An 18,221-nucleotide genomic window follows, 5' to 3' on the forward strand; every position below is an offset into this window, starting at 1 on the left:
AGTCTGAAGTAGCCAGCGCCTCGGCGTTGGCTGTTTTACTTCCGGAGCTTCTGCTTATGTATATTCAGGTTCTTGGTTCAGCGGCAGGCGGCGGTTTTCCCCAGTGGAACTGCAACTGCACAAATTGCGACGGTTTGCGAAAAGGCACTGTTAACGCCCACGCACGCACCCAGTCATCCATCGCGGTCAGTGAAGACGGCGAACGCTGGATTCTCTTTAACGCCTCTCCCGATATTCGCGCCCAGCTGGCGTCGTTTCCTGCCATGCAGCCGGCTCATGCGCTGCGCGACACAGGCATTGCAGCGGTACTGTTGATTGACAGCCAGGTGGATCACACAACCGGCCTGTTGACTCTGCGTGAAGGTCTGCCGCTGGACATCTGGTGTACCGCACAGGTGCACGAAGACCTTAGTTCCGGCTTTCCGCTGTTCCCTATGTTGAAACATTGGAACGGCGGCCTGAACTGGCAGGAAATTGCCCTTGGCGATGGCGCCCAAGCTTTTGTTATTCCCTGTGCGCCGCATCTGAAACTCACCGCTATTCCCTTGCTGAGCAATGCGCCGCCTTATTCGCCACGCAGGGACCAGCCGCACCCCGGTGACAATATTGGCGTGTTCATTGAAGACACGCGCACAGGGGTCACCGTGCTTTACGCACCGGGGCTTGGCAAGCCTGACGAGCACATACTTCAATGGATGCGCCAGGCTGATGTGTTGATGGTTGATGGCACGGTATGGCATGACGACGAAATGATTCGCCAGCACGTCGGCACAAAAACCGGTCAAGACATGGGGCATCTAGCTCAAAGCGGCCCCGGTGGCATGATTGAAGTGCTGGACACTATGCCGGCCAGGCGCAAGATTCTGATACACATCAACAACACCAATCCGATTCTGAACGAGGACTCCGCCGAGCGGGCGCAGCTGGCGCAGCACGGAATTGAAGTGGCCTGGGACGGAATGCACATTGATCTGTCGGAGGCGCCATGAACGCCATTGTGAAAACCACCCTGAATCACGCAGACTTTGAACAGGCGCTACGTAATAAGGGCCGGCTCTATCATATCCATCACCCCTATCACCAAGCCATGTACAGCGGGCAATGCAGCCCGGAACAAATCCGTGGCTGGGTGGCCAACCGCTATTATTACCAGGTGATGATTCCGCGCAAAGACGCGGCGATTATGGCCAATTGCCCAGATGCCAGCGTGCGCAAACAATGGCTGCAGCGTATTCTTGACCACGATGGTCACGACGGCGATGTGGGCGGCATTGAAGCCTGGCTGTGCCTTGCAGAAGCTGTCGGGCTGACTCGCGAAGAAGTGATCGACCAGCGCCATGTGTTGCCCGGCGTGCGGTTTGCGGTGGACGCCTATCTGAATTTCGCCCGCCGCGCGACTTGGCAAGAAGCCGCCTGTTCTTCGCTGACCGAGCTGTTTGCGCCGGAAATTCACCAGTCTCGTCTGGACAGCTGGCCAGAACATTACCCGTGGATTGACGAGGCGGGCTACAGCTACTTCCGCAAGCGGCTTTCGGAAGCCCGCCGCGATGTGGAGCATGGCCTAGCCATTACGCTTGAATATTTCACCAGCGCAGCCGATCAAGCTCGCGCCCTGGAAATTCTACAGTTTAAGCTGGATATTCTCTGGAGCCTGTTAGACGCCCTGACTATGGCTTACAGTCACAAAACGCCGCCGTTCCATACGGTTACCGATCAGCAAGTCTGGCACAGGGGTCTGTGATGGCAGACTCGGCAGAGGTTGGGGGAACAGATGGAAACATACCCCGTTTCCGCCGTGGTTTCCGGTTTCAGTGGGAGCCGGTACAAAACGGCTATGTGTTGCTCTACCCCGAGGGCATGGTGAAGCTTAACGAAAGCGCCGGCGCTATTCTGCGCGAAGTGGACGGCCAGCGCTCCGTGCAGGACATTATTAGTGCGTTGGAACAGGCCTTTCCCGAGGCCGGGTCGCTGGCGGACGATGTTAACGAGTTTCTGCAACACGCCTGCGAACAACATTGGATTGAACTTTCATGAATATGCCTTTATCCACGCTGACCGGCCAGAAAGCGGCCACCATTGGGCCACCGTTATGGTTGCTGGCGGAGCTGACCTACCGCTGCCCGTTGCAGTGCCCGTACTGTTCAAACCCATTGGATTTTGCACAGACCGAGCGTGAACTCAGCACGGAAGACTGGGTGAAAGTACTACGCCAGGGGCGGGAGATGGGCGCGGCCCAACTAGGGTTTTCCGGCGGTGAGCCGCTGGTGCGTCAAGATCTTCAAGAGCTGATTGCTGAAGCGCGGCACTTGGGTTACTACAGCAATCTGATTACGTCTGGCCTGGGCCTGACTAACGCCAAAGTAGAGGCGTTCGCCGGTGCCGGGCTGGACCATATTCAGGTGAGTTTTCAGGCCTCAGACCCGGAGCTGAACAACGCTTTGGCAGGTTCGCGCAAAGCGTTTGAACAAAAATTGGCGATGGCGCGGGCGGTGAAAGAAGCGGGCTACCCCATGGTTCTGAATTTCGTGATCCACCGCCACAACATTCATCAGATGAACGACATTATGGCGCTGTGTAAGCGCCTGGGGGCGGATTTTGTCGAGCTGGCTACCTGCCAGTATTACGGCTGGGCTTTTAAAAATCGCGAAGGGCTAATGCCTTCAAAGGCACAGCTGGAGAAGGCTGAGCGGGAAGTGAATCAGTATCGTGCGCGCCTGCTGGACGAGGGTTCGGCCATGAAGCTGATTTTTGTTACCCCCGACTATTACGAGGAGCGCCCTAAAGCCTGCATGAACGGTTGGGGCAGTCTGTTTTTGACGGTGGCACCGGACGGTGCTGCCTTGCCATGCCACAGCGCGCGTTTGTTGCCTATCGATTTTCCCAATGTGCGCGACAATGATCTGAAACACATCTGGTACGACAGCCCGGGCTTCAACCATTACCGCGGCGATAGCTGGATGCCGGAGCCGTGTCAGTCCTGTGATGAAAAAGAAAAAGATTTTGGCGGCTGCCGCTGCCAGGCCTTCCTGCTGACCGGTAACGCCGATAACGCCGACCCGGTGTGCAGCAAATCGGCCCACCACGACCGCGTCCTGGCTGCACGCCAGGCCGCCGACCATGCCACAGCAGGCATTGAGGAACTGACCTATCGCAACGCCGGCAACTCCCGCATGTTCTTCCGCAGTTAGTCAGCCCGCAGCCAAAGGCTTACTGAGCGCCACCGAAGCCTGCGCTGGCTACACCCAGCGCAGCGGTTTGGTGGCGTCAGGCGCTGGCGTATTCTGGCTGCAAAACGAACCCGAAACCGGCGCCAGCCGGATATGGCACCTGGATGACCAAGGGGTAGCGTTGGCGTTGGATACCAATCTGCGCAATCTTCGCAGTCGGGTGAATGGCTACGGGGGCGGTGTCCTGGCTGCCGCACCGGATGGCGTGTTTGCCGTTAGCGACGATCAACGCATTCACTTTATCCCCTTGGGTGCAGAGCAAAGCCAGGTGCTGACGACCGATACCGCCGCTTATGGCGGATTGCGGGCTGATCCATTGCGGCAACGGGTGCTGGCGGTACGTGAAACCGGGCAGGGCGTGGTGAATGGCCGCCAGCAACTGGTCGCGGTGGCTCGCGATGGCACGCTGACGGTGCTGCACCAGGGCGAAGATTTTTACAGTGCGCCCGCGTTGTCGGCAGACGGCCGGCACATTGCCTGGGTGAGCTGGCAACTGCCCGATATGCCCTGGCTGCAAACCCGTGTGTGGACGGCGAACATAACGGGTGATGGCAAACTGGAGAATTCTCGGGTGCATACTGCTCCCCAGCCAGCGTCTATTCAGCAGCCGGTGTTTGCGGGGCAGGACCTTTGGGTGCTGTCCGACCATGAGGGCTGGTGGCAACCCTGGCAACTCGACACCCGGAACCCCGCGAGCATCTGGACAAAAGCCGCGGTGCCCGAATGCGACCATGCCAATGCACCCTGGCAACTGGGTGAAGTTCACCACTGCCCGCTACCGGGGGGAGGTTGGGCTCGCGCTCATTACCACCTCGGCCGTGGCGAGTTGTGGTTGTCGGGCCCTGGCCATCCAAACCCTGCACGGATTGCGCCGGCGTTCAGCGATTTTCGCAGCGTGTGCAGCTGTGGCGATTTTCTTTATGCCATTGCTCGTTCCCCGGACCGCCTGGATGCGGTGCTAAAAATAGACCCGCAAAGTGCTGAGGCGAGTGTCGTCGCTGGTGGCGAACCAGCGCTGCCCGGGCACGGTCTGGCGCAGCCAGTCTCGTTTCGAGTTCCGGCCCTTGCCCAGGAAACGACCGCGCCCCAAGGCTTTTTATATGTGCCTCTGACACCCGGCACCAAGCCACCGGCCCTGATTCTGGTGGCCCACGGTGGGCCAACCTCGGCGGCCTATCCGGTATTCAACCCCCTGATTCAGTTCTGGTGCCAGCGCGGCTTTGCCGTGGCGGAAGTCAATTACCGCGGTAGCAGCGGGTATGGCCGTGCATTCCGGCTTGCACTGGCGGAGCGCTGGGGCGAGATTGATGTGGAGGACATGGCGCGGGCTGCAGATTCCCTGGTTGGCGCTGGCCAGGCCGATGGTAATCAGGTGTTTATTCAGGGCCGCAGTTCTGGCGGCTATACCGCGTTGATGGCATTAAGCCAGGATCAGCGCTACCGCGCCGGCGCCAGCCAGTTCGGCGTGACTGACCCTATGCAGTTACGGCGTATGACCCATCGCTTTGAATCCGGCTATCTGGACTGGTTGTTGGGGTGTCCCGACCGTCACCCACAACGTTGGCAGGCCCGTACACCCCGGTTACGTGCGGCGGCAATGGCCGCGCCGGTGATTTTTTTTCAGGGTGGGCAAGACAAAGTGGTGGTGCCCGAACAGACCCGCATAATGGTCGCGGCCATGGAGCAAGCCGGGCACAAACCAGAGCTTCACTGGTTTCAGAACGAAGGCCACGGTTTTTTACAACAGGCGAATCAGGCGGCCATGCTAGAGGCACTTTTCAGCTTTTATCAACGGCAGGGCGAAACACCCATGAATGCATAGAAAGCTTGAGTTAAACTCTCGGCTATTGCGTACAAAAATAAACTTAACGTCGAGTGCTTGTTCATGGGTCACGACATATCCGCTTTAAGAAAATTTGTCTCGCCAGAGATCGTATTCGGAGCCGGATCAAGGAAGTCTGTCGCTAACTTTGCCAGTAATTTTGGCGCAAAACATGTGTTTCTGGTGTCTGACTCAGGTGTTGCGGCCGCCGGCTGGGTGGGCGAAATCGTTACCTTGCTGAACGATGCCGGCATACGTACCACGGTTTACACCGGGGTATCGGCAAACCCCCGTGTTGATGAGGTTATGGCCGGTGCCGAACTGTACAAATCTTCCGAGTGCGATGTGATTGTGGCCATTGGCGGCGGCAGTCCGATGGACTGCGCCAAGGGTATTGGCGTTGTGGTCAGCGATGGCCGCCACATTGTGGATTTCGAAGGGGTAGACACCATTGTAAACCCGCCGCCACCGATGATACTGATTCCGACCACGGCCGGAACCTCGGCTGATGTGTCACAGTTCGCCATCATTTCGGACCCTGCGCGCCGCTTCAAATTTTCCATCATCAGCAAAGCGATTGTGCCGGATGTTTCGCTGATCGATCCCGAAGTGACCGAAACCATGAGCAGCTATCTGACTGCCTGCACCGGCGTTGACGCCTTGGTGCATGCTATAGAGGCTTATGTGTCTACGGGCAGCGGGCCCTTGACCGATTCCCACGCGCTGGAAGCGATCCGCCTGATTAACCGCAATTTGGAACCCTTGGTGGCTAATACCGCCGATGCGTATTTGCGCGAGCAGATCATGTTGGCGTCCATGCAGGCCGGTCTGGCGTTTTCCAACGCAATCCTGGGTGCGGTTCACGCTATGTCCCACAGCCTGGGTGGTTTTCTGGATTTGCCCCATGGATTATGCAACGCGGTGCTGTTAGAACACGTGGTGGCTTACAATTTCCACTCAGCGGAAGAGCGCTTTCGTCGTGTTGCAGAAGCCATGAATATCGACACTCGTGGCATGAGCCAGGCCGAAATTCAGAAACGCTTGATGAGTCGCATTATTCAGCTCAAGCGCACCGTGGGGCTAGAGGCCAAGTTGTCAGAGTTGGGGGTCAGGGTGTCTGATATTCCGTCTCTCTCTGGCTTTGCATTGCAGGACCCGTGTATTTTGACCAATCCTCGCAAGTCGTCACTCAGAGATGTTCAGGTTGTGTATGAAGAAGCCCTTTGATGACGACCGTGGCTATGAGGTGGGTGATTTGTTGGGGCTGGGTCGCCAGTCTGTGCGCAAGAACTATTACCTCACGCTGCAAGAGCGCCTGGAGGAGTTAGAGCGGGAGCGTAATCGCTATAAGTGGCTGTTTGAAAAGGCACTCCACGGTATTTTTCAGGGTGATTTACGGGGTGGTTTTCTGGCTTGCAACCCGGCCATGGCCAAAATCTGCGGTTACCTCAGTGCTGAAGACTTGCAATCCCGGGTTATCCGCTTGCGTGAACAGCTTTTTTGCAGCGCCAATGAGTTTGATGCATTGCGCCAGGAGCTATTAGATAGCGGCAGCCTGAGCGCTCGCGAAACCCGCCTGCGTCGCGCCGATGCGACGCCGGTTAATGTCGCTATCACCCTGCTTAGGCGGCCAGATCTGGGGCCAGAGGTGGTTGAGGCGTTTGTGGCAGATATAACCGAGCGGGTGCAGGCGCGGCAGAAGCTAGTGCAGGTTAATGCTGACCTGGAGCGCCGGGTAGAAGAGCGCACCCAGGCGCTGCAGAACGCCAACGTTGGGCTGCATTTTCAGATTGCCGAACGGGAAAAAGTCGAGCGCGAACTGGTTATCACCGCCCAAGCCGCGCGCGATGCGAACCGCAGCAAAGACAAATATCTGGCAGCGGCCAGCCACGATTTACTGCAACCCCTGAATGCCGCGCGCCTGACCATATCGGCGCTGCAAGAAAGCGCGCTGCCGGCGGAAGAGGCGAGGATGGTGCACCAGGTGCATCGCGCGCTTGAAGGTGCCGAGGACTTGCTGGCGGATTTGCTGGATATTTCAAAACTGGACCAGCAGGCCATGGTACCGGATCTGCTATTGACCGACGTTGCTGCTCTGGCCAAAAGCCTGGGTGAAGAATTCGAAGCGGTGGCGACCAACGCCGGCGTGCGGTTCCACGTTCGTACTATTCCGGCGCTGGTAAAAACCGATCAGCGTATGCTCACCCGCATTCTTCGTAATTTACTGAGCAACGCCTTTCGCTACACCCTCAGCGGCCGTGTTCTGCTGGCACTGAGAGCCCGCCGCGACAGCCTGCGTATTGAAGTGTGGGATACCGGTGTGGGTATTGACGAAAGTAAGCTGAAGGATATTTTTACCGAATTTCATCAATTGTTGCCGCAAGGAACCGGCGGTCGCCAAGGTGCCGGGCTGGGGCTGGCGATTGTTGAGCGAATGGTGTCGGTGTTGGGCTACCGGATAGACGTGGTTTCGCGGCCGAGCAGAGGTTCGCGGTTTGCGCTGGTGCTGCCGGTGGACATGCAATCAGCCCGTCGAGCCGCGTTGCCGGCCACTGAAATTGTGCCCAGCTTTGTTCACGGCTTCGCTGGCATTTGGATAATGGTGATTGATAACGAGCCGGCCATACTCGCAAGCATGAAGCTGCTGCTAGAGCGCTGGGGCTGTTTGGTGATCACCAGTCCTGACGAGCATCAGGCTCTGGAATACCTGCGCCAGACCAATAACGTACCTGCAGCGGTGCTCGCCGATTACCACCTGGATGATGAAAAAACAGGCTGGCAGGCCATTTCAGCGATACGGACGTTATTGGGCGTGCCGGTACCAGCCGCCCTGATTACCGCAGACCGGGGCGATGAATTGCGTAAGCTGATGCGAACGCAGGAGGTGCCGATTTTAAACAAGCCGGTAAAACCCAACCGTTTGCGGGCATTGCTGACGAGTTTGCTGTCTGTGAAATAACGCAATGCCCGTGGTGATTTACAACACGGGCTTTGTGCCACGAACGAGCCGCTGCTATTCAGGCAGGGTTTCCCCGGAGCCACCCATTTCAGCGGGCATGTCTTTCATCTTGGGCAGGCCGTCTTTAATCGGTAACACCGACTCTTGATAATGCACATGCAGGGCCGGTTCAAATTCCAGATCCGGCAGGTTGGCAACGTATACATCCACCAGGCCCCAGGCAGGGTGGTCGGTAAATACATGGCCGCCGCACTGCTTGCACCATTTGCGGTGACTTTGCTCGGTCAGATGAAATTCAGCGACCTGATCAGCGCCCGAGAGCACTTCAAGCACGTTCGCGGGCCACAGCGAAAACGCATTGACCGGCCCTGCAGACCAGCGCCGGCAGGAATCGCAGTGGCAAAAGCCCATTGCTTCGGGAGTGCCGCTGACTTGAAACTGGACTACGCCACAAAAACACGCGCCTTGATGCTGATTCATTGCTTCACCCTCGTATTATTGTTCTGCTGATACAGTCTCAAAACAGCGATGGTTCTGTACATAAGACCAAATTGGTAATTTAAAGCGACTTTAGTTGTAGGCCACCTTCACCGGGTTTTCATTTTCAGATTTGACCCATCCGCTATTTCACTTCAGGATACTGTATAAATAAGGCTATGTTGGTATCTGCTGTTGTTTTATTCCTATCGCAGAACGAAGCCATGCCTCTTCTGATGAATCTCCGTTTTCAAAAAGCCGCCGCCAAGCTAGGTAGTTAGGCAAATATGCTGTACCCACGCCACGAAAGCGCGCTATCCAACCCTTCAGTCGGCTGATATAAGCGTTGACGTTCTGAATGTGGTATTCCTTGCCAATCACTCGCTGATGATCGAGTGTGATCAGTCGATGATGCGCGATGTCATGCTCGGCAGAGAAGGTTTTATACCAGCTGTGCCCGTCCGAACACAAAATCGAATCATGGTCTATGATCGGCTCCAGAAATGCGTGGACAGCTGATTTATTAAGCGTCGGACCTACCAGATCACTGATATGGCCGTTGCGATCACGAACAATAACGACTTGAACCTTATCCGCTTTCTTCTTTTTGCTGCCTTGCCCACCGCGCTTCCGTGCCATCCGATGCGTGAGGCGACGCTTTCCCTTACAAGATTCGAGAAACCACGTTTCATCGACTTCAATGATCCCCGATAAGGCGTTGGCATTGGTTTTGGCGGCAGAGGCTAAAAACCGGTGCCGCCAGCGAAATGCGGTTTTTAGATCGATGCCCAAGCGCTTCGCCGTGATGCGTAGCGTTAAGCTATCCAGCATGCAGCCCAGATACGCAAACCACTTATCACGGTGATGCAGTTTGGCCAGGGGCGTACCGGTGAGGGTGTTGAATGTTTTGTGGCAGACTGGATTGTGGCATCGATACCGCTGCAAGCCACCAGAACGCCCCCATTTGACGGGGTGTTCATTGCCGCAGTGAGGGCATAAAGGATGAGGTCTAGCCGTTTCGATTAGGGTGTCAGCCTGAGCGTTAATCTGGCCAAGAATTTGATTCGCGAGGTATTTTTTGAGTTCAACAGGGAGGCAGAATAGTAACTGTTCAATGGCGTTGATGTCTGTTCGCTTCATGACGTACTCCAGGGAAAACTGGATATACAGTATTTTATACAGTAATGTATAAATACGCCAACAGCAGATACCAACATATCCACATATAAACAGTAATCGGTGAAAATGATGATGACCGCCACCGCGACATCGTTCGTCACGATCAGACGCCAGTTTGATTTCCGCAGTATTGAAGTGGGTCGCTGGGTTACGCCAGAAGAGCGTGATTTTGCAGCGGTGCGTTTCTACCAGGCGCTGTGCGATTTAATGGCAATCCTCAAGAGCCCAGAGCTACTGATCTCGTTACGGAGCACGCTTAGTCTTCAGTACGGCATTGGTGGCAGGCCCGGTGTGGCCGCACACTACATTCCGGCGACACGGCAACTGGCGCTGGCCAAAAATGCCGGTGCGGGCAGTCTGGCTCATGAGTGGTTCCATGCCTTTGATCACTATATGGGCAATAAGGCCTTCCACAACCCGGTCAAGCATGGCTTTGCGTCCAGCGCATGGCTTGATAGTAAAAAACAGAAACAGCATCCGTTAAACGCCCGACTCGATCACTGCTTTCGCACTATCTTACTGAACGAGAGCGGCACTGAACCCAGTGATCAGTTTCAGTGTTCGCAACAAGCAGACAAGAAACTGAAAGTACTGTATTACGCTCGCCCCGAAGAGCTCTGCGCACGGGCCTTTGAAGCTTTTGTTGAAGACAGCAAGCCCAGCAATAGCTTTCTGGTACGTGGCACTGTTTATTCGGATGAGGCAAAGACGGGGCTATACCCAAGGGGCCAGCACAGAGAAGCGATTAACGAAGCTTTTGAAAACTACTTCCAGGCCTTGGGTAGGGCGTTATACCGCGAGCAGGCCCAAGCTGGATGAGAGGGGTAATCGCTCTCGTTGAGCCTGTATCAGCTCTCTTAAGAAAGGCGTTTTGAGTTAGCGATAGTACGTTCATGAAGAGGTTCAAGAATGCGCAAGCTGGTTGTCCACCAAGGCGTGTGGTCGCCGGACAGTATACCTAACCACGCCATTTGCACCTCAAGCCCCGTGTTCCAAAGCGCAGCGAGTTTTTCAGTGACCATGCGGCGATTTTCCAAAATCATTTTTGGATTTGAGGGAGCGTGCGTCGCCAGCATGCCAACGCGTAAATTTATGGTTAACAGTGCGGCAGGTCCGGCATCTATGAGAATGCTGCCCAGCTTTCGAACATCGGATCTAGCGTCGGATGTCATCGGAATTATTGCGGATAGGCAATTATGTTTAGACATTGTGCTTTCCAGAAATGAATGATTGGTAATGCGGCTGCTAATCGCTCGAAAATTCATACCAATCGCGAAGTATACGACAATGGTTACTCAACCGATTGCCTAGATTAGCATGCTATCACTATTATCAGGCTGCGGAATGATCTGCACATCACAACTTGGCGTAAGATTTAAAACACCCAATGCGAGAATAAATCCAATGCACATGACACTTAGCGATTTGAAATCCCGCAAGCACGAACCCATCAGCCTGGTAGAGATCGTGTCCATGGAGGGTCGTTATTACATGGTCCGCTTTTACATGGGGGGCTCAGGCTATGTTCTGGTGAATGATCAGGACAAAGTGATTATGTTTTTAGGTGCCAGCGCAGCACGTGAAGCAATGCGTGATTTTATTGTGGCGGATTTTGACTTGATTCCGCCGACCGGAACTGACGAAATGATCGGTATGCCGGATTCCAGCTCCGAGCCCATGCGGGTCCAGTTTTAGCGTATTGCCAAATGGTCTTTGCCAGGTTTCGGCTTCTTAGCCATCTGTCTGCTGACACTTGGTACTTCACCATTCAAGCCAGGGATGACAATGGGCTGCTAAGTTCGCCTTCAGACGTAGTAAGCAAGAATATTCCCAGCTAGCCGATCACCCCCTTGTGTTTCAGGGCAGAGGGTTGGTTAGTGGCAATGTGATGGTAAAGGTAGAGCCGATACCAGGGGTTGAGTTTACGTTGATGTTGCCGCGGTGCTTTTCGATGACGGTTTTGACGACAAACAACCCCAGGCCGGTACCGTAGTTACCAGACAGTTCGCTGCTTTTCTGGCGCTGAAAACGATCAAACAGGCCAGGAAGTTCATTGGCGTCAATGCCGTTACCCTCGTCTGCAATGGCCAGGCACGCCAGATGGCCCGCCCGGAATACCTGAATAACAATCTTCGACCCTTCCTCGCTGTACTTGATGGCGTTGCCAATCAGGTTGATGACAGCCCGCTCCAGTAATTCCGGATTACCCCTTAGCCAAAGGTCTTCGGTACCCTGCAAATAAATCTGAATCCGTTTGCCAATGGCCTGTTCAATCACGCTGTCGCGGGCATTTTCGACAATGGCCAGCAGTTCGCATTCGTAAAATCGTGCTTCGGTTAATTGCTCGGCCCGCGCCAGCTGCACGAACTCTTCCGCCAGGTGATAGCTGCGGCGGGCCAGTTTTCCCAGCTGGTCCAGTTCTGCGGGCTGGATTTGTCCCGGCCCCCGGCGTTTAAGTTGTTCAATCAGCGCCAGTTGTGACACCAGTGGCGAACGTACGTCGTGGGAGATAAAGTCGATGGCTTCACGGTGCTGTCGCTGCTGTTCGCGCAATTCTGAAATATCGGAAATATTGGCGATAATTCCATGCTGATCGCTGTCTGGTAAGCGGAATGGCGCAAAGTGAATGAGAAAATCACGGCTGCGAACGCTCAAATCTGTGGTGCGTGCCTGCCTCACAATCAGTGTGTCAGATACGATTTCGTGCCAGGGCGCAGCGGGCTCTGGGTCGTGGCCGTTCAGCAGGCGAGTCAAAGACAAACCGAAAAGGCTGGGCATGGGCTCGCTAAACCAGCGTTCGATGTGGCCGTTGGCAAAGCGGATCATTCCCAGTTGGTCGGTTACGATAATACCGTCTGGCATGTGTTCAAAACTGTGGCGGATGAATCCGTGCAGGCGCGCCAGTTTTTGATTGGCCAGCTGCGCCCGCTCGAGCCTTGCGGTAAACAGTTCGGTGGGCCTGCTCCGCTTTAGAATGTGTAAATGTGCTGAATCGCCGTTTTCCAGATTTAAACGCTGTAGGTATTGCTGGATCATTTCGCGGTTGAGATCGTCGGGCAGGATCAGACCCAGGTGGTAGTTATCATCGCCTCTTTGTAAGCGTATCCACGCGCGATTGTCGTTGAAGCTCCAGCGTCCTGTGGCCAGGTTTTCCGGGATTTCATCGCTGCCCAGCTTTTCACCTGTCAGCTTGCTGTGTCCGTTTGTGAGTAACCAGCCTCTTGGGTGAAACAGGGTTTGCAACTGTTGTAACAGTAACGGCGGATAAAGGTCGGCGGCTTCGGGCAGTTCAAGGTGAGGGCCGTCAGAGAGCTTGTCGAGCTGAAAGTTCAAAAACTGACCGGTTATAGTGAGGCGTAAACCGCTGGTTACCGGCATTGCTAGCAATGGCATGATGGCGGCATTGGTGATGGGCAGCCAAACATGCCCGATGAACAGTAACGCCACATGCAGCAATAAAAGCGCCAGTGTAATGGCGATGCAGGTAACAATGTTGAGTGACGTTCGCAATCGTGGGAGTGCCAGCGTGATAACGACGATTATCACAAGAACGTCGCTGCTCCATTCAGGGATCAGGGCGATGGCAGGGTTGCGCTCAGTGTTCCAGGCTGGATTCAGTGCCAGCTGGTTTAGCAACCAGCTGTCCAGGCGGTCGGGTAGGGTGGTGAGCTTTATGATGAACGCCAGGGGCAGCAGAATGAGCCCAAGCGCCCAAGGCATTGTTGTGATTTTTAGCCAGTCCCGAGTCATGCTTCCTGCACTAATGTCTGTTCAGCGGTTAATCGATATATAGCTCCGTTGCCGGACCCCAGCGGCTGGCCAGTGGCCCGTCGGAGAGTGCCTTTAGGCGCACAAAATACCGCTTTCCGGGAATCAGGCGCAAGCCTGCCGTATTTCCCGGTATGTCTGCTTCCTTGATGACCGGGTAAAAATCAGGGTCAGCAGACAGCTGCATACGATACTTGCTGGCTGTTTCCACCGATTCCCAGAATAACCGCACCTGTTGGTCCAGGTAGTTAACCGAGATAATGTTTACCGGTGGCAAGCTGCCGTCAATAATCAGGCTGTGGACGTTGCTGGTGGCGCTGGAGTCGCCGCCGGCTTCGGTTTTAACCCGCCAGTAATATTGGCCGGGAGACAGCGATTGCGACAGTTTTGCCTCGCTTTGTTGTGCCCACTCGCTGGTTGCGACCAGGTTTTCGAACTGCGCCGTGGCTGAGATCTGAATTTGGGCGGTTTCGCTGTCGCCGTTCAGGCTCCAGCTAAATTCGGGCTGATTTGTGGTGGTGGTTGCGCTGTCGCCAGGTTCCAACAATTTGGCGGCGCGAGCTTGAAGGTCAATGCTAAATGGCACAAGCGCAGGCAAACCTTTTATGCCTTGATAGTCTAACGCCGCAAGCTGAATTTCATAACGGCCGTTGTTCAGCCGGCTTATGTCAAAACGGTCACCGGCCAGTGTGCGGCTGTCTACCCATCGCCCGCTGGCGGTGTCAAAAATATCCAGCTTGTGCATTTTCGCAAGGCTTTGCCATTGCAGTTCGGCGGGCAGCTTACGCAGAACGGCCGGCAGACCGGTAACCATGGGTGGCGGTGCAAGTTTGTGCAGGCGAACATCGCCGCCGGGCTGTGCGGCAACGTGAGCGCCATAACCTGCGGGCACTTCTACGGAGCGCCCCTGTTGGCCAAATTTAACCTGGCCATTCATCACCTGCAAACCCGTGCCCCCGGCGTTTGCCTGAATCGCAAACTGAGTGCCATCCACCGCGGCCGTTGCCGAAGGAGTCTCGATTTCGAAACGGCTGCCCCCGCTGACCACATCCTTTACGCGGGTGAAAACCTCGCCACGATTCAGCCGCAAGCGGGTATCAATCATTCCCGGTTTGCCAAACTGGGTCATGCGGCTAAAGGCCAGTCTGGAATTGGGTGACAGCCGGATTTCAGAGCCTTCAGCGAGGGTAATAGTGGCGCTACCGGAGCCGGACAGTAGTTCGTCGCCAGCGCGAATCAGTGTGTTTACGGTCAGCGGCCGGCGCTGGCCGTTGCCGGTTAGCAGTTGCACCAGGCCAGATACAGAGGTCGCTCGGGCAGGCTGGGGTTGGCGCTTAAGCCAGTCCATAGGAATACGCACTTGCTCGCCTGCGACTGGCAGCAGAGCGTTGTTCAGGCTGTTGTGTTTTAGCAGTTGCTGGGCGTTGTGGGGTGGTGCCAGCAATTGCGTGGCCAACTGTTGAACGCTATCGCCTTTTTGTAGGGTGTAAACCCATTCTGCGAGTGCCATGCCCGAGCTGCTTAGGTGCACGCCCGAGCCCATCGCAAGTGGCAATTGGGCCTGTGCAGACGTGCTGTGAAGCAGTGCGATTAAGAACAGTGGCAAAATGCGCACTGTCAGAATACGCACTATCGGGGTACGGCTAGGCCGTGCTTTATCTGCCATTGGCCGCCTTCACTTGCGGTTGCTTCACGCCCTTGTCTGGTTCTGGGGATTTATGGCTTAACGCTTGCTGGCTGAGCGCTTCCAGTCGGTACCCGCGCTGATAAATGGTTTTTATGCGAAATCCGTTATCTGGGTTAAGTCCCAAACGGCGTCGCAATCGGCTCATATGCGTGTCGACAGTGCGGGTGTTGATGCTGCGGTTAAGACCCCAAACCCTTTCTAGCAGGGCCTCGCGGGTTAACAGCCGGCCCTGATTCTGAAACAGAAAAAGAATCAGCTCGTAATCTTTGTCGGTGAGAACCAGTGCTTCGCCATGAAGCTCCACGCTGCGCTGCTGAGTATTGATAACAAAAGGGCCAAAGCACAACTGTGCGGTGTTTTGGGCAGACTGGCTGCGCCGCGACAGGGCGTTGATGCGCGCTATTAGTTCCGCTGCACGCGCCGGTTTGGCAATATAGTCGTCGGCGCCGGCGTCCAGAGCGCTGACAATGTCGGTTTCGCTGTCGCGCTGGGTTAGAAACAGCACGGGGACCGGCCAATTAATCTGGGCGCGCACGTTTTTAAGCACGTCGATTCCGGTCTTGTCCGGAATCTGCCAATCCAGCACCAGTAAATCGTAATTGTTGTGCAGTACAGAGCTCAGAAAAGATTGACCTGTTTCAAAAGCATCGCAGCTGTGACCGCTTTCGCAAATTATGCGCTGGACATGTTGGGATTGCTCCGGCTCATCTTCAAGCAGCGCAATGCGCATCTGGCTCTCCTGAAACAAGTAAGTGGCTATTCAGCGTGGGTTCGCCCGGTTACGTTCGTTTTAACACTTATACGCATAATCATATTGTTGCAAAATTCGGCATCGGATTCCATTTCATTTTGTAGTCGTTTTAACCGGCAGGTCGGGTTTTCCGTTTACATCGTTCACTGTTTGACGGCAGGCGGGGAAAGAACTGCAACCCCAAAACCAACCTTTTTTACTTTTACGCCTGACCAGGGGCGAAAAGCAGAATGGGCAGGGGACCGGTTTTTGGCTGCTGCCATCTTCCGGGCTGTGGTCTTCCAGCGGGCGGGTGCCTTTGCAACCCGGGTAGCGGGTGCAGGCGTAAAAAGCACCGAATTTGCCTTTGCGCTCAACCATGCCGGCGCGGCACTTGGGGCAATGGGGGGCATCCGGGTTGGTTGCTATCTCGGCAGCGTCAGGTGCCAGGGGCGCGGGGTGCCCGATAAATCCCTGAATTTCCTGTTTAAGGGAATCCAGAAACTGTCGCGGCTGGGCTTCGCCGCGCTGAATGGCTTCCAGTGTGGCTTCCCAAACGGCGGTGCGGTCGGGTTTGCTAACAGAGTCTGGCAGCGCGTTTATCAAGGTTTTACCCTTGTCGCTGGCGCGGATATGGCGGCCGTCGCGGGACAGGTAGTCGCGTTTGAACAGGGTTTCCATAATGGCAGCACGGGTAGCTTCGGTGCCCAGGCCATCGGTCTCGCGCAGGGTTTTTCGCAGTTCCGGGTCGTCAACGAAGCGCGCGATGTTGGTCATTGCGGCCAGCAGTGTTGCGTCTGAAAAGTGCTTTGGGGGTTGGGTTTGCTGCTGCAACACCTGGGTGCCGTCGCACAGCACCGGATCGCCGGTGCCCAGCCTGGGCAGTGCCGGTTTTTCCGGTTTGGCTTTGGCGTCGCGCAGTTTCAGTTCAAGCGCTTTCCAGCCGGGCTGTAACACAGCGGTTTCTGAGGTGCGGAACAGGTGGTCGCCAACCTCTACGCCCAGTTTGCCCTCGCGATGGATGGCATCTGCTGCAAATTGCATCAGGTAGTAGCGGCTGATTAAATTATAGATCTGGGCTTCTTTTCCAGATAACGCACCACCTGCGCGACTCCGGTTAGTGGGAATGATGGCGTGGTGGGCGTCTACTTTTTTATCATTCCAGGCTGCGGTTTTTCGTTGCAAATCGGCTGTATTGCTGGCTTCGGCAAGGTCGATATCGACCTTGCCGATAGCGCTAATAACTTGCTGACGCTGGTTGTAATGTTCCAGCGGCAGGTAACGGCTGTCTGACCTGGGGTAGGTGATTAACTGGTGGCGCTCATACAGGCTTTGCGCGGTATCCAGTACTTCTTTGGCGGCCATGCGGAACAATCGGCCGGCTTCGATTTGCAACGCAGAAAGCGACAGGGGCAGTGGCGGCGTCTCTGAGCGGTCGCGAAAGCGGGATTCGCAGATTTTGCCTGGCCTTCCTTCAACTGCGGTGGCGACCTGTTCAGCCGCGCTGCGGTCCAGCAAGCGGTTTTCGCTGTCCAGCAGGTGCCGGTAATCTTCACCTGGTACCCAGCGCGCGCTGAAAGTGCGGGTGTCGGAGTCTTCTTCCATGCCGTGAAAACGGGCTTCCAGCGGGAAAAAGTCCTGAGCTTGAAACTGCTCAATGTGCTGGTCGCGCTTAACCACCAGGCCCAGTACCGGGGTTTGCACTCGGCCAACGGAGTAAACGCCCTGCTGGCCTTGTTGTTGGCCTTTTGTTTGATAAAGCAGAGTGTAAAAGCGAGTCAGATTCAAGCCGTAAAGCCAGTCTGCGCGCTGGCGCGCCAGGGCCGAAGCCGACAGCCGGAGGAAGTCACGGTTATCGCGGGTCTGTTTGAGTGCTTTTGCTACTGCGGCCGGGGTTAAATCGTTAATCAGCAGGCGCCTTACCGGTGCGTCTGTGCCCACATAGTGAATCACCTCGTCTACCAGCAGCTGGCCTTCGCGGTCCGGGTCGCCTGCGTGGGTAATTTCACTGGCTTTGCGGATCAGCGATTGCAGTACTTTAAGCTGGGCGGCAACGCCGGTTTTTGGAGTGAGCTGCCACTTTTCCGGAAACATCGGCAACTGGTCGGCGCGCCAGTTTTTCCAGGCCGGGTTATAGCTGGCGGGTTCGGCGGGCTCCAGTAAATGGCCGATACACCAGCTGACAGTCACCGCACTGCTGCCGCTGCCGCAGCGAATCCAGCCCTGGCCTTTTTGTTGGGGCTGGGGCAATGCAGCGGCTATGGCGCGGCCAAGGCTTGGTTTTTCGGCGATATAAAGGTGCATTGGTGTTCCCGTTTGGCTTAAAACTGACGTGGAGTGCGAATTTAAGATTGAGTTCAAGAGTGAGTTCA

Annotated in this window: 16 protein-coding genes; 9 read left to right on the plus strand and 7 right to left on the minus strand. The window is 55.6% G+C overall.

Annotated features, from left to right (window positions below; all coding sequences use genetic code 11):
- Positions 1–56: 56 nt before the first annotated feature.
- The 7 genes from pqqB (at position 57) to ATI45_RS01205 (ending at position 8,008) form a co-directional block, all read left to right on the plus strand.
- A complete protein-coding gene (gene pqqB / locus ATI45_RS01175) occupies positions 57–989 on the plus strand; it encodes a pyrroloquinoline quinone biosynthesis protein PqqB (RefSeq protein WP_098417924.1) in 933 nt (310 codons plus the stop codon).
- A complete protein-coding gene (gene pqqC / locus ATI45_RS01180; RefSeq protein ID WP_098417925.1) occupies positions 986–1,741 on the plus strand; it encodes a pyrroloquinoline-quinone synthase PqqC in 756 nt (251 codons plus the stop codon). Before pqqB ends, pqqC begins: the two co-directional genes overlap by 4 nt.
- Positions 1,741–2,034, plus strand: coding sequence for a pyrroloquinoline quinone biosynthesis peptide chaperone PqqD (gene pqqD, locus ATI45_RS01185; protein WP_098417926.1), 294 nt, complete (start codon positions 1,741–1,743; stop codon positions 2,032–2,034). The genes pqqC and pqqD overlap by 1 nt, the downstream gene beginning before the upstream one ends.
- Positions 2,031–3,188, plus strand: coding sequence for a pyrroloquinoline quinone biosynthesis protein PqqE (gene pqqE, locus ATI45_RS01190; protein WP_098417927.1), 1,158 nt, complete (start codon positions 2,031–2,033; stop codon positions 3,186–3,188). The genes pqqD and pqqE overlap by 4 nt, the downstream gene beginning before the upstream one ends.
- Before the next feature lie 70 nt (positions 3,189–3,258).
- Positions 3,259–5,049, plus strand: a complete 1,791-nt coding sequence (locus ATI45_RS01195) for a prolyl oligopeptidase family serine peptidase (RefSeq protein WP_228735903.1) — start codon at positions 3,259–3,261, stop codon at positions 5,047–5,049.
- 63 nt (positions 5,050–5,112) lie between these two features.
- Positions 5,113–6,276 carry an alcohol dehydrogenase-like regulatory protein ErcA gene (ercA, locus tag ATI45_RS01200; protein WP_098417928.1) on the plus strand — a complete coding sequence of 388 codons (1,164 nt, stop codon included), beginning with the start codon at positions 5,113–5,115 and terminating at the stop codon, positions 6,274–6,276.
- Positions 6,260–8,008 (plus strand): ATP-binding protein, encoded by a 1,749-nt coding sequence (locus ATI45_RS01205; RefSeq protein ID WP_098417929.1) that lies wholly within the window; start codon positions 6,260–6,262, stop codon positions 8,006–8,008. Before ercA ends, ATI45_RS01205 begins: the two co-directional genes overlap by 17 nt.
- Before the next feature lie 54 nt (positions 8,009–8,062).
- Here the strand turns inward: ATI45_RS01205 and ATI45_RS01210 are convergent, their stop codons facing one another.
- Together ATI45_RS01210 and ATI45_RS01215 are read right to left on the minus strand one after the other, a co-directional pair.
- Positions 8,063–8,488 (minus strand): GFA family protein, encoded by a 426-nt coding sequence (locus ATI45_RS01210; protein ID WP_098417930.1) that lies wholly within the window; start codon positions 8,486–8,488, stop codon positions 8,063–8,065.
- 174 nt (positions 8,489–8,662) lie between these two features.
- The gene (locus ATI45_RS01215; RefSeq protein ID WP_098417931.1) at positions 8,663–9,625 is read right to left on the minus strand and encodes an IS1595 family transposase; all 963 of its coding nucleotides are present in this window, start codon (positions 9,623–9,625) and stop codon (positions 8,663–8,665) included.
- A gap of 108 nt (positions 9,626–9,733) precedes the next feature.
- Between ATI45_RS01215 and ATI45_RS01220 the strand changes: the two genes are divergently transcribed.
- Positions 9,734–10,483, plus strand: coding sequence for a CLCA_X family protein (locus ATI45_RS01220; RefSeq protein ID WP_098417932.1), 750 nt, complete (start codon positions 9,734–9,736; stop codon positions 10,481–10,483).
- Between the two features lie 38 nt (positions 10,484–10,521).
- Here ATI45_RS01220 and ATI45_RS01225 read toward each other — a convergent pair whose 3' ends face one another.
- Positions 10,522–10,872, minus strand: a complete 351-nt coding sequence (locus ATI45_RS01225; protein ID WP_098417933.1) for a hypothetical protein — start codon at positions 10,870–10,872, stop codon at positions 10,522–10,524.
- Between the two features lie 196 nt (positions 10,873–11,068).
- Here ATI45_RS01225 and ATI45_RS01230 point away from each other — a divergent pair, with 196 nt between their 5' ends.
- The gene (locus ATI45_RS01230; RefSeq protein WP_098417934.1) at positions 11,069–11,359 is read left to right on the plus strand and encodes a DUF6482 family protein; all 291 of its coding nucleotides are present in this window, start codon (positions 11,069–11,071) and stop codon (positions 11,357–11,359) included.
- A gap of 162 nt (positions 11,360–11,521) precedes the next feature.
- Here the strand turns inward: ATI45_RS01230 and ATI45_RS01240 are convergent, their stop codons facing one another.
- The 4 genes from ATI45_RS01240 to ATI45_RS01255 all read right to left on the minus strand — a co-directional run bounded on the left by ATI45_RS01240 (position 11,522) and on the right by ATI45_RS01255 (position 18,153).
- Positions 11,522–13,414 carry a sensor histidine kinase gene (locus ATI45_RS01240; protein WP_098417935.1) on the minus strand — a complete coding sequence of 631 codons (1,893 nt, stop codon included), beginning with the start codon at positions 13,412–13,414 and terminating at the stop codon, positions 11,522–11,524.
- Positions 13,415–13,442: 28 nt separating this feature from the next.
- Positions 13,443–15,098 carry a FecR family protein gene (locus ATI45_RS01245; RefSeq protein WP_228735904.1) on the minus strand — a complete coding sequence of 552 codons (1,656 nt, stop codon included), beginning with the start codon at positions 15,096–15,098 and terminating at the stop codon, positions 13,443–13,445.
- Positions 15,088–15,849, minus strand: a complete 762-nt coding sequence (locus tag ATI45_RS01250; RefSeq protein WP_098417936.1) for a response regulator transcription factor — start codon at positions 15,847–15,849, stop codon at positions 15,088–15,090. Before ATI45_RS01250 ends, ATI45_RS01245 begins: the two co-directional genes overlap by 11 nt.
- A gap of 114 nt (positions 15,850–15,963) precedes the next feature.
- Positions 15,964–18,153, minus strand: a complete 2,190-nt coding sequence (locus ATI45_RS01255) for a DNA topoisomerase 3 (RefSeq protein ID WP_098417937.1) — start codon at positions 18,151–18,153, stop codon at positions 15,964–15,966.
- Between the last annotated feature and the right edge of the window lie 68 nt (positions 18,154–18,221).

Source organism: Marinobacter sp. LV10MA510-1, assembly GCF_002563885.1.
Classification (GTDB): Bacteria; Pseudomonadota; Gammaproteobacteria; order Pseudomonadales; family Oleiphilaceae; genus Marinobacter.

What these genes read in the sequence shown, in the direction of transcription:
- ATI45_RS01230 (WP_098417934.1), top strand. Translation starts at nt 11,069, where the DNA reads ATGCACATGACACTTAGCGATTTGAAATCCCGCAAGCACGAACCCATC.
- ATI45_RS01205 (WP_098417929.1), top strand. Translation starts at nt 6,260, where the DNA reads ATGAAGAAGCCCTTTGATGACGACCGTGGCTATGAGGTGGGTGATTTG.
- ATI45_RS01240 (WP_098417935.1), bottom strand. Translation starts at nt 13,414, where the DNA reads ATGACTCGGGACTGGCTAAAAATCACAACAATGCCTTGGGCGCTTGGG.
- pqqB (WP_098417924.1), top strand. Translation starts at nt 57, where the DNA reads ATGTATATTCAGGTTCTTGGTTCAGCGGCAGGCGGCGGTTTTCCCCAG.
- ercA (WP_098417928.1), top strand. Translation starts at nt 5,113, where the DNA reads ATGGGTCACGACATATCCGCTTTAAGAAAATTTGTCTCGCCAGAGATC.
- ATI45_RS01220 (WP_098417932.1), top strand. Translation starts at nt 9,734, where the DNA reads ATGATGACCGCCACCGCGACATCGTTCGTCACGATCAGACGCCAGTTT.
- pqqD (WP_098417926.1), top strand. Translation starts at nt 1,741, where the DNA reads ATGGCAGACTCGGCAGAGGTTGGGGGAACAGATGGAAACATACCCCGT.
- ATI45_RS01215 (WP_098417931.1), bottom strand. Translation starts at nt 9,625, where the DNA reads ATGAAGCGAACAGACATCAACGCCATTGAACAGTTACTATTCTGCCTC.
- ATI45_RS01210 (WP_098417930.1), bottom strand. Translation starts at nt 8,488, where the DNA reads ATGAATCAGCATCAAGGCGCGTGTTTTTGTGGCGTAGTCCAGTTTCAA.
- ATI45_RS01255 (WP_098417937.1), bottom strand. Translation starts at nt 18,153, where the DNA reads ATGCACCTTTATATCGCCGAAAAACCAAGCCTTGGCCGCGCCATAGCC.
- ATI45_RS01225 (WP_098417933.1), bottom strand. Translation starts at nt 10,872, where the DNA reads ATGTCTAAACATAATTGCCTATCCGCAATAATTCCGATGACATCCGAC.
- ATI45_RS01250 (WP_098417936.1), bottom strand. Translation starts at nt 15,849, where the DNA reads ATGCGCATTGCGCTGCTTGAAGATGAGCCGGAGCAATCCCAACATGTC.
- pqqC (WP_098417925.1), top strand. Translation starts at nt 986, where the DNA reads ATGAACGCCATTGTGAAAACCACCCTGAATCACGCAGACTTTGAACAG.
- pqqE (WP_098417927.1), top strand. Translation starts at nt 2,031, where the DNA reads ATGAATATGCCTTTATCCACGCTGACCGGCCAGAAAGCGGCCACCATT.
- ATI45_RS01245 (WP_228735904.1), bottom strand. Translation starts at nt 15,098, where the DNA reads ATGGCAGATAAAGCACGGCCTAGCCGTACCCCGATAGTGCGTATTCTG.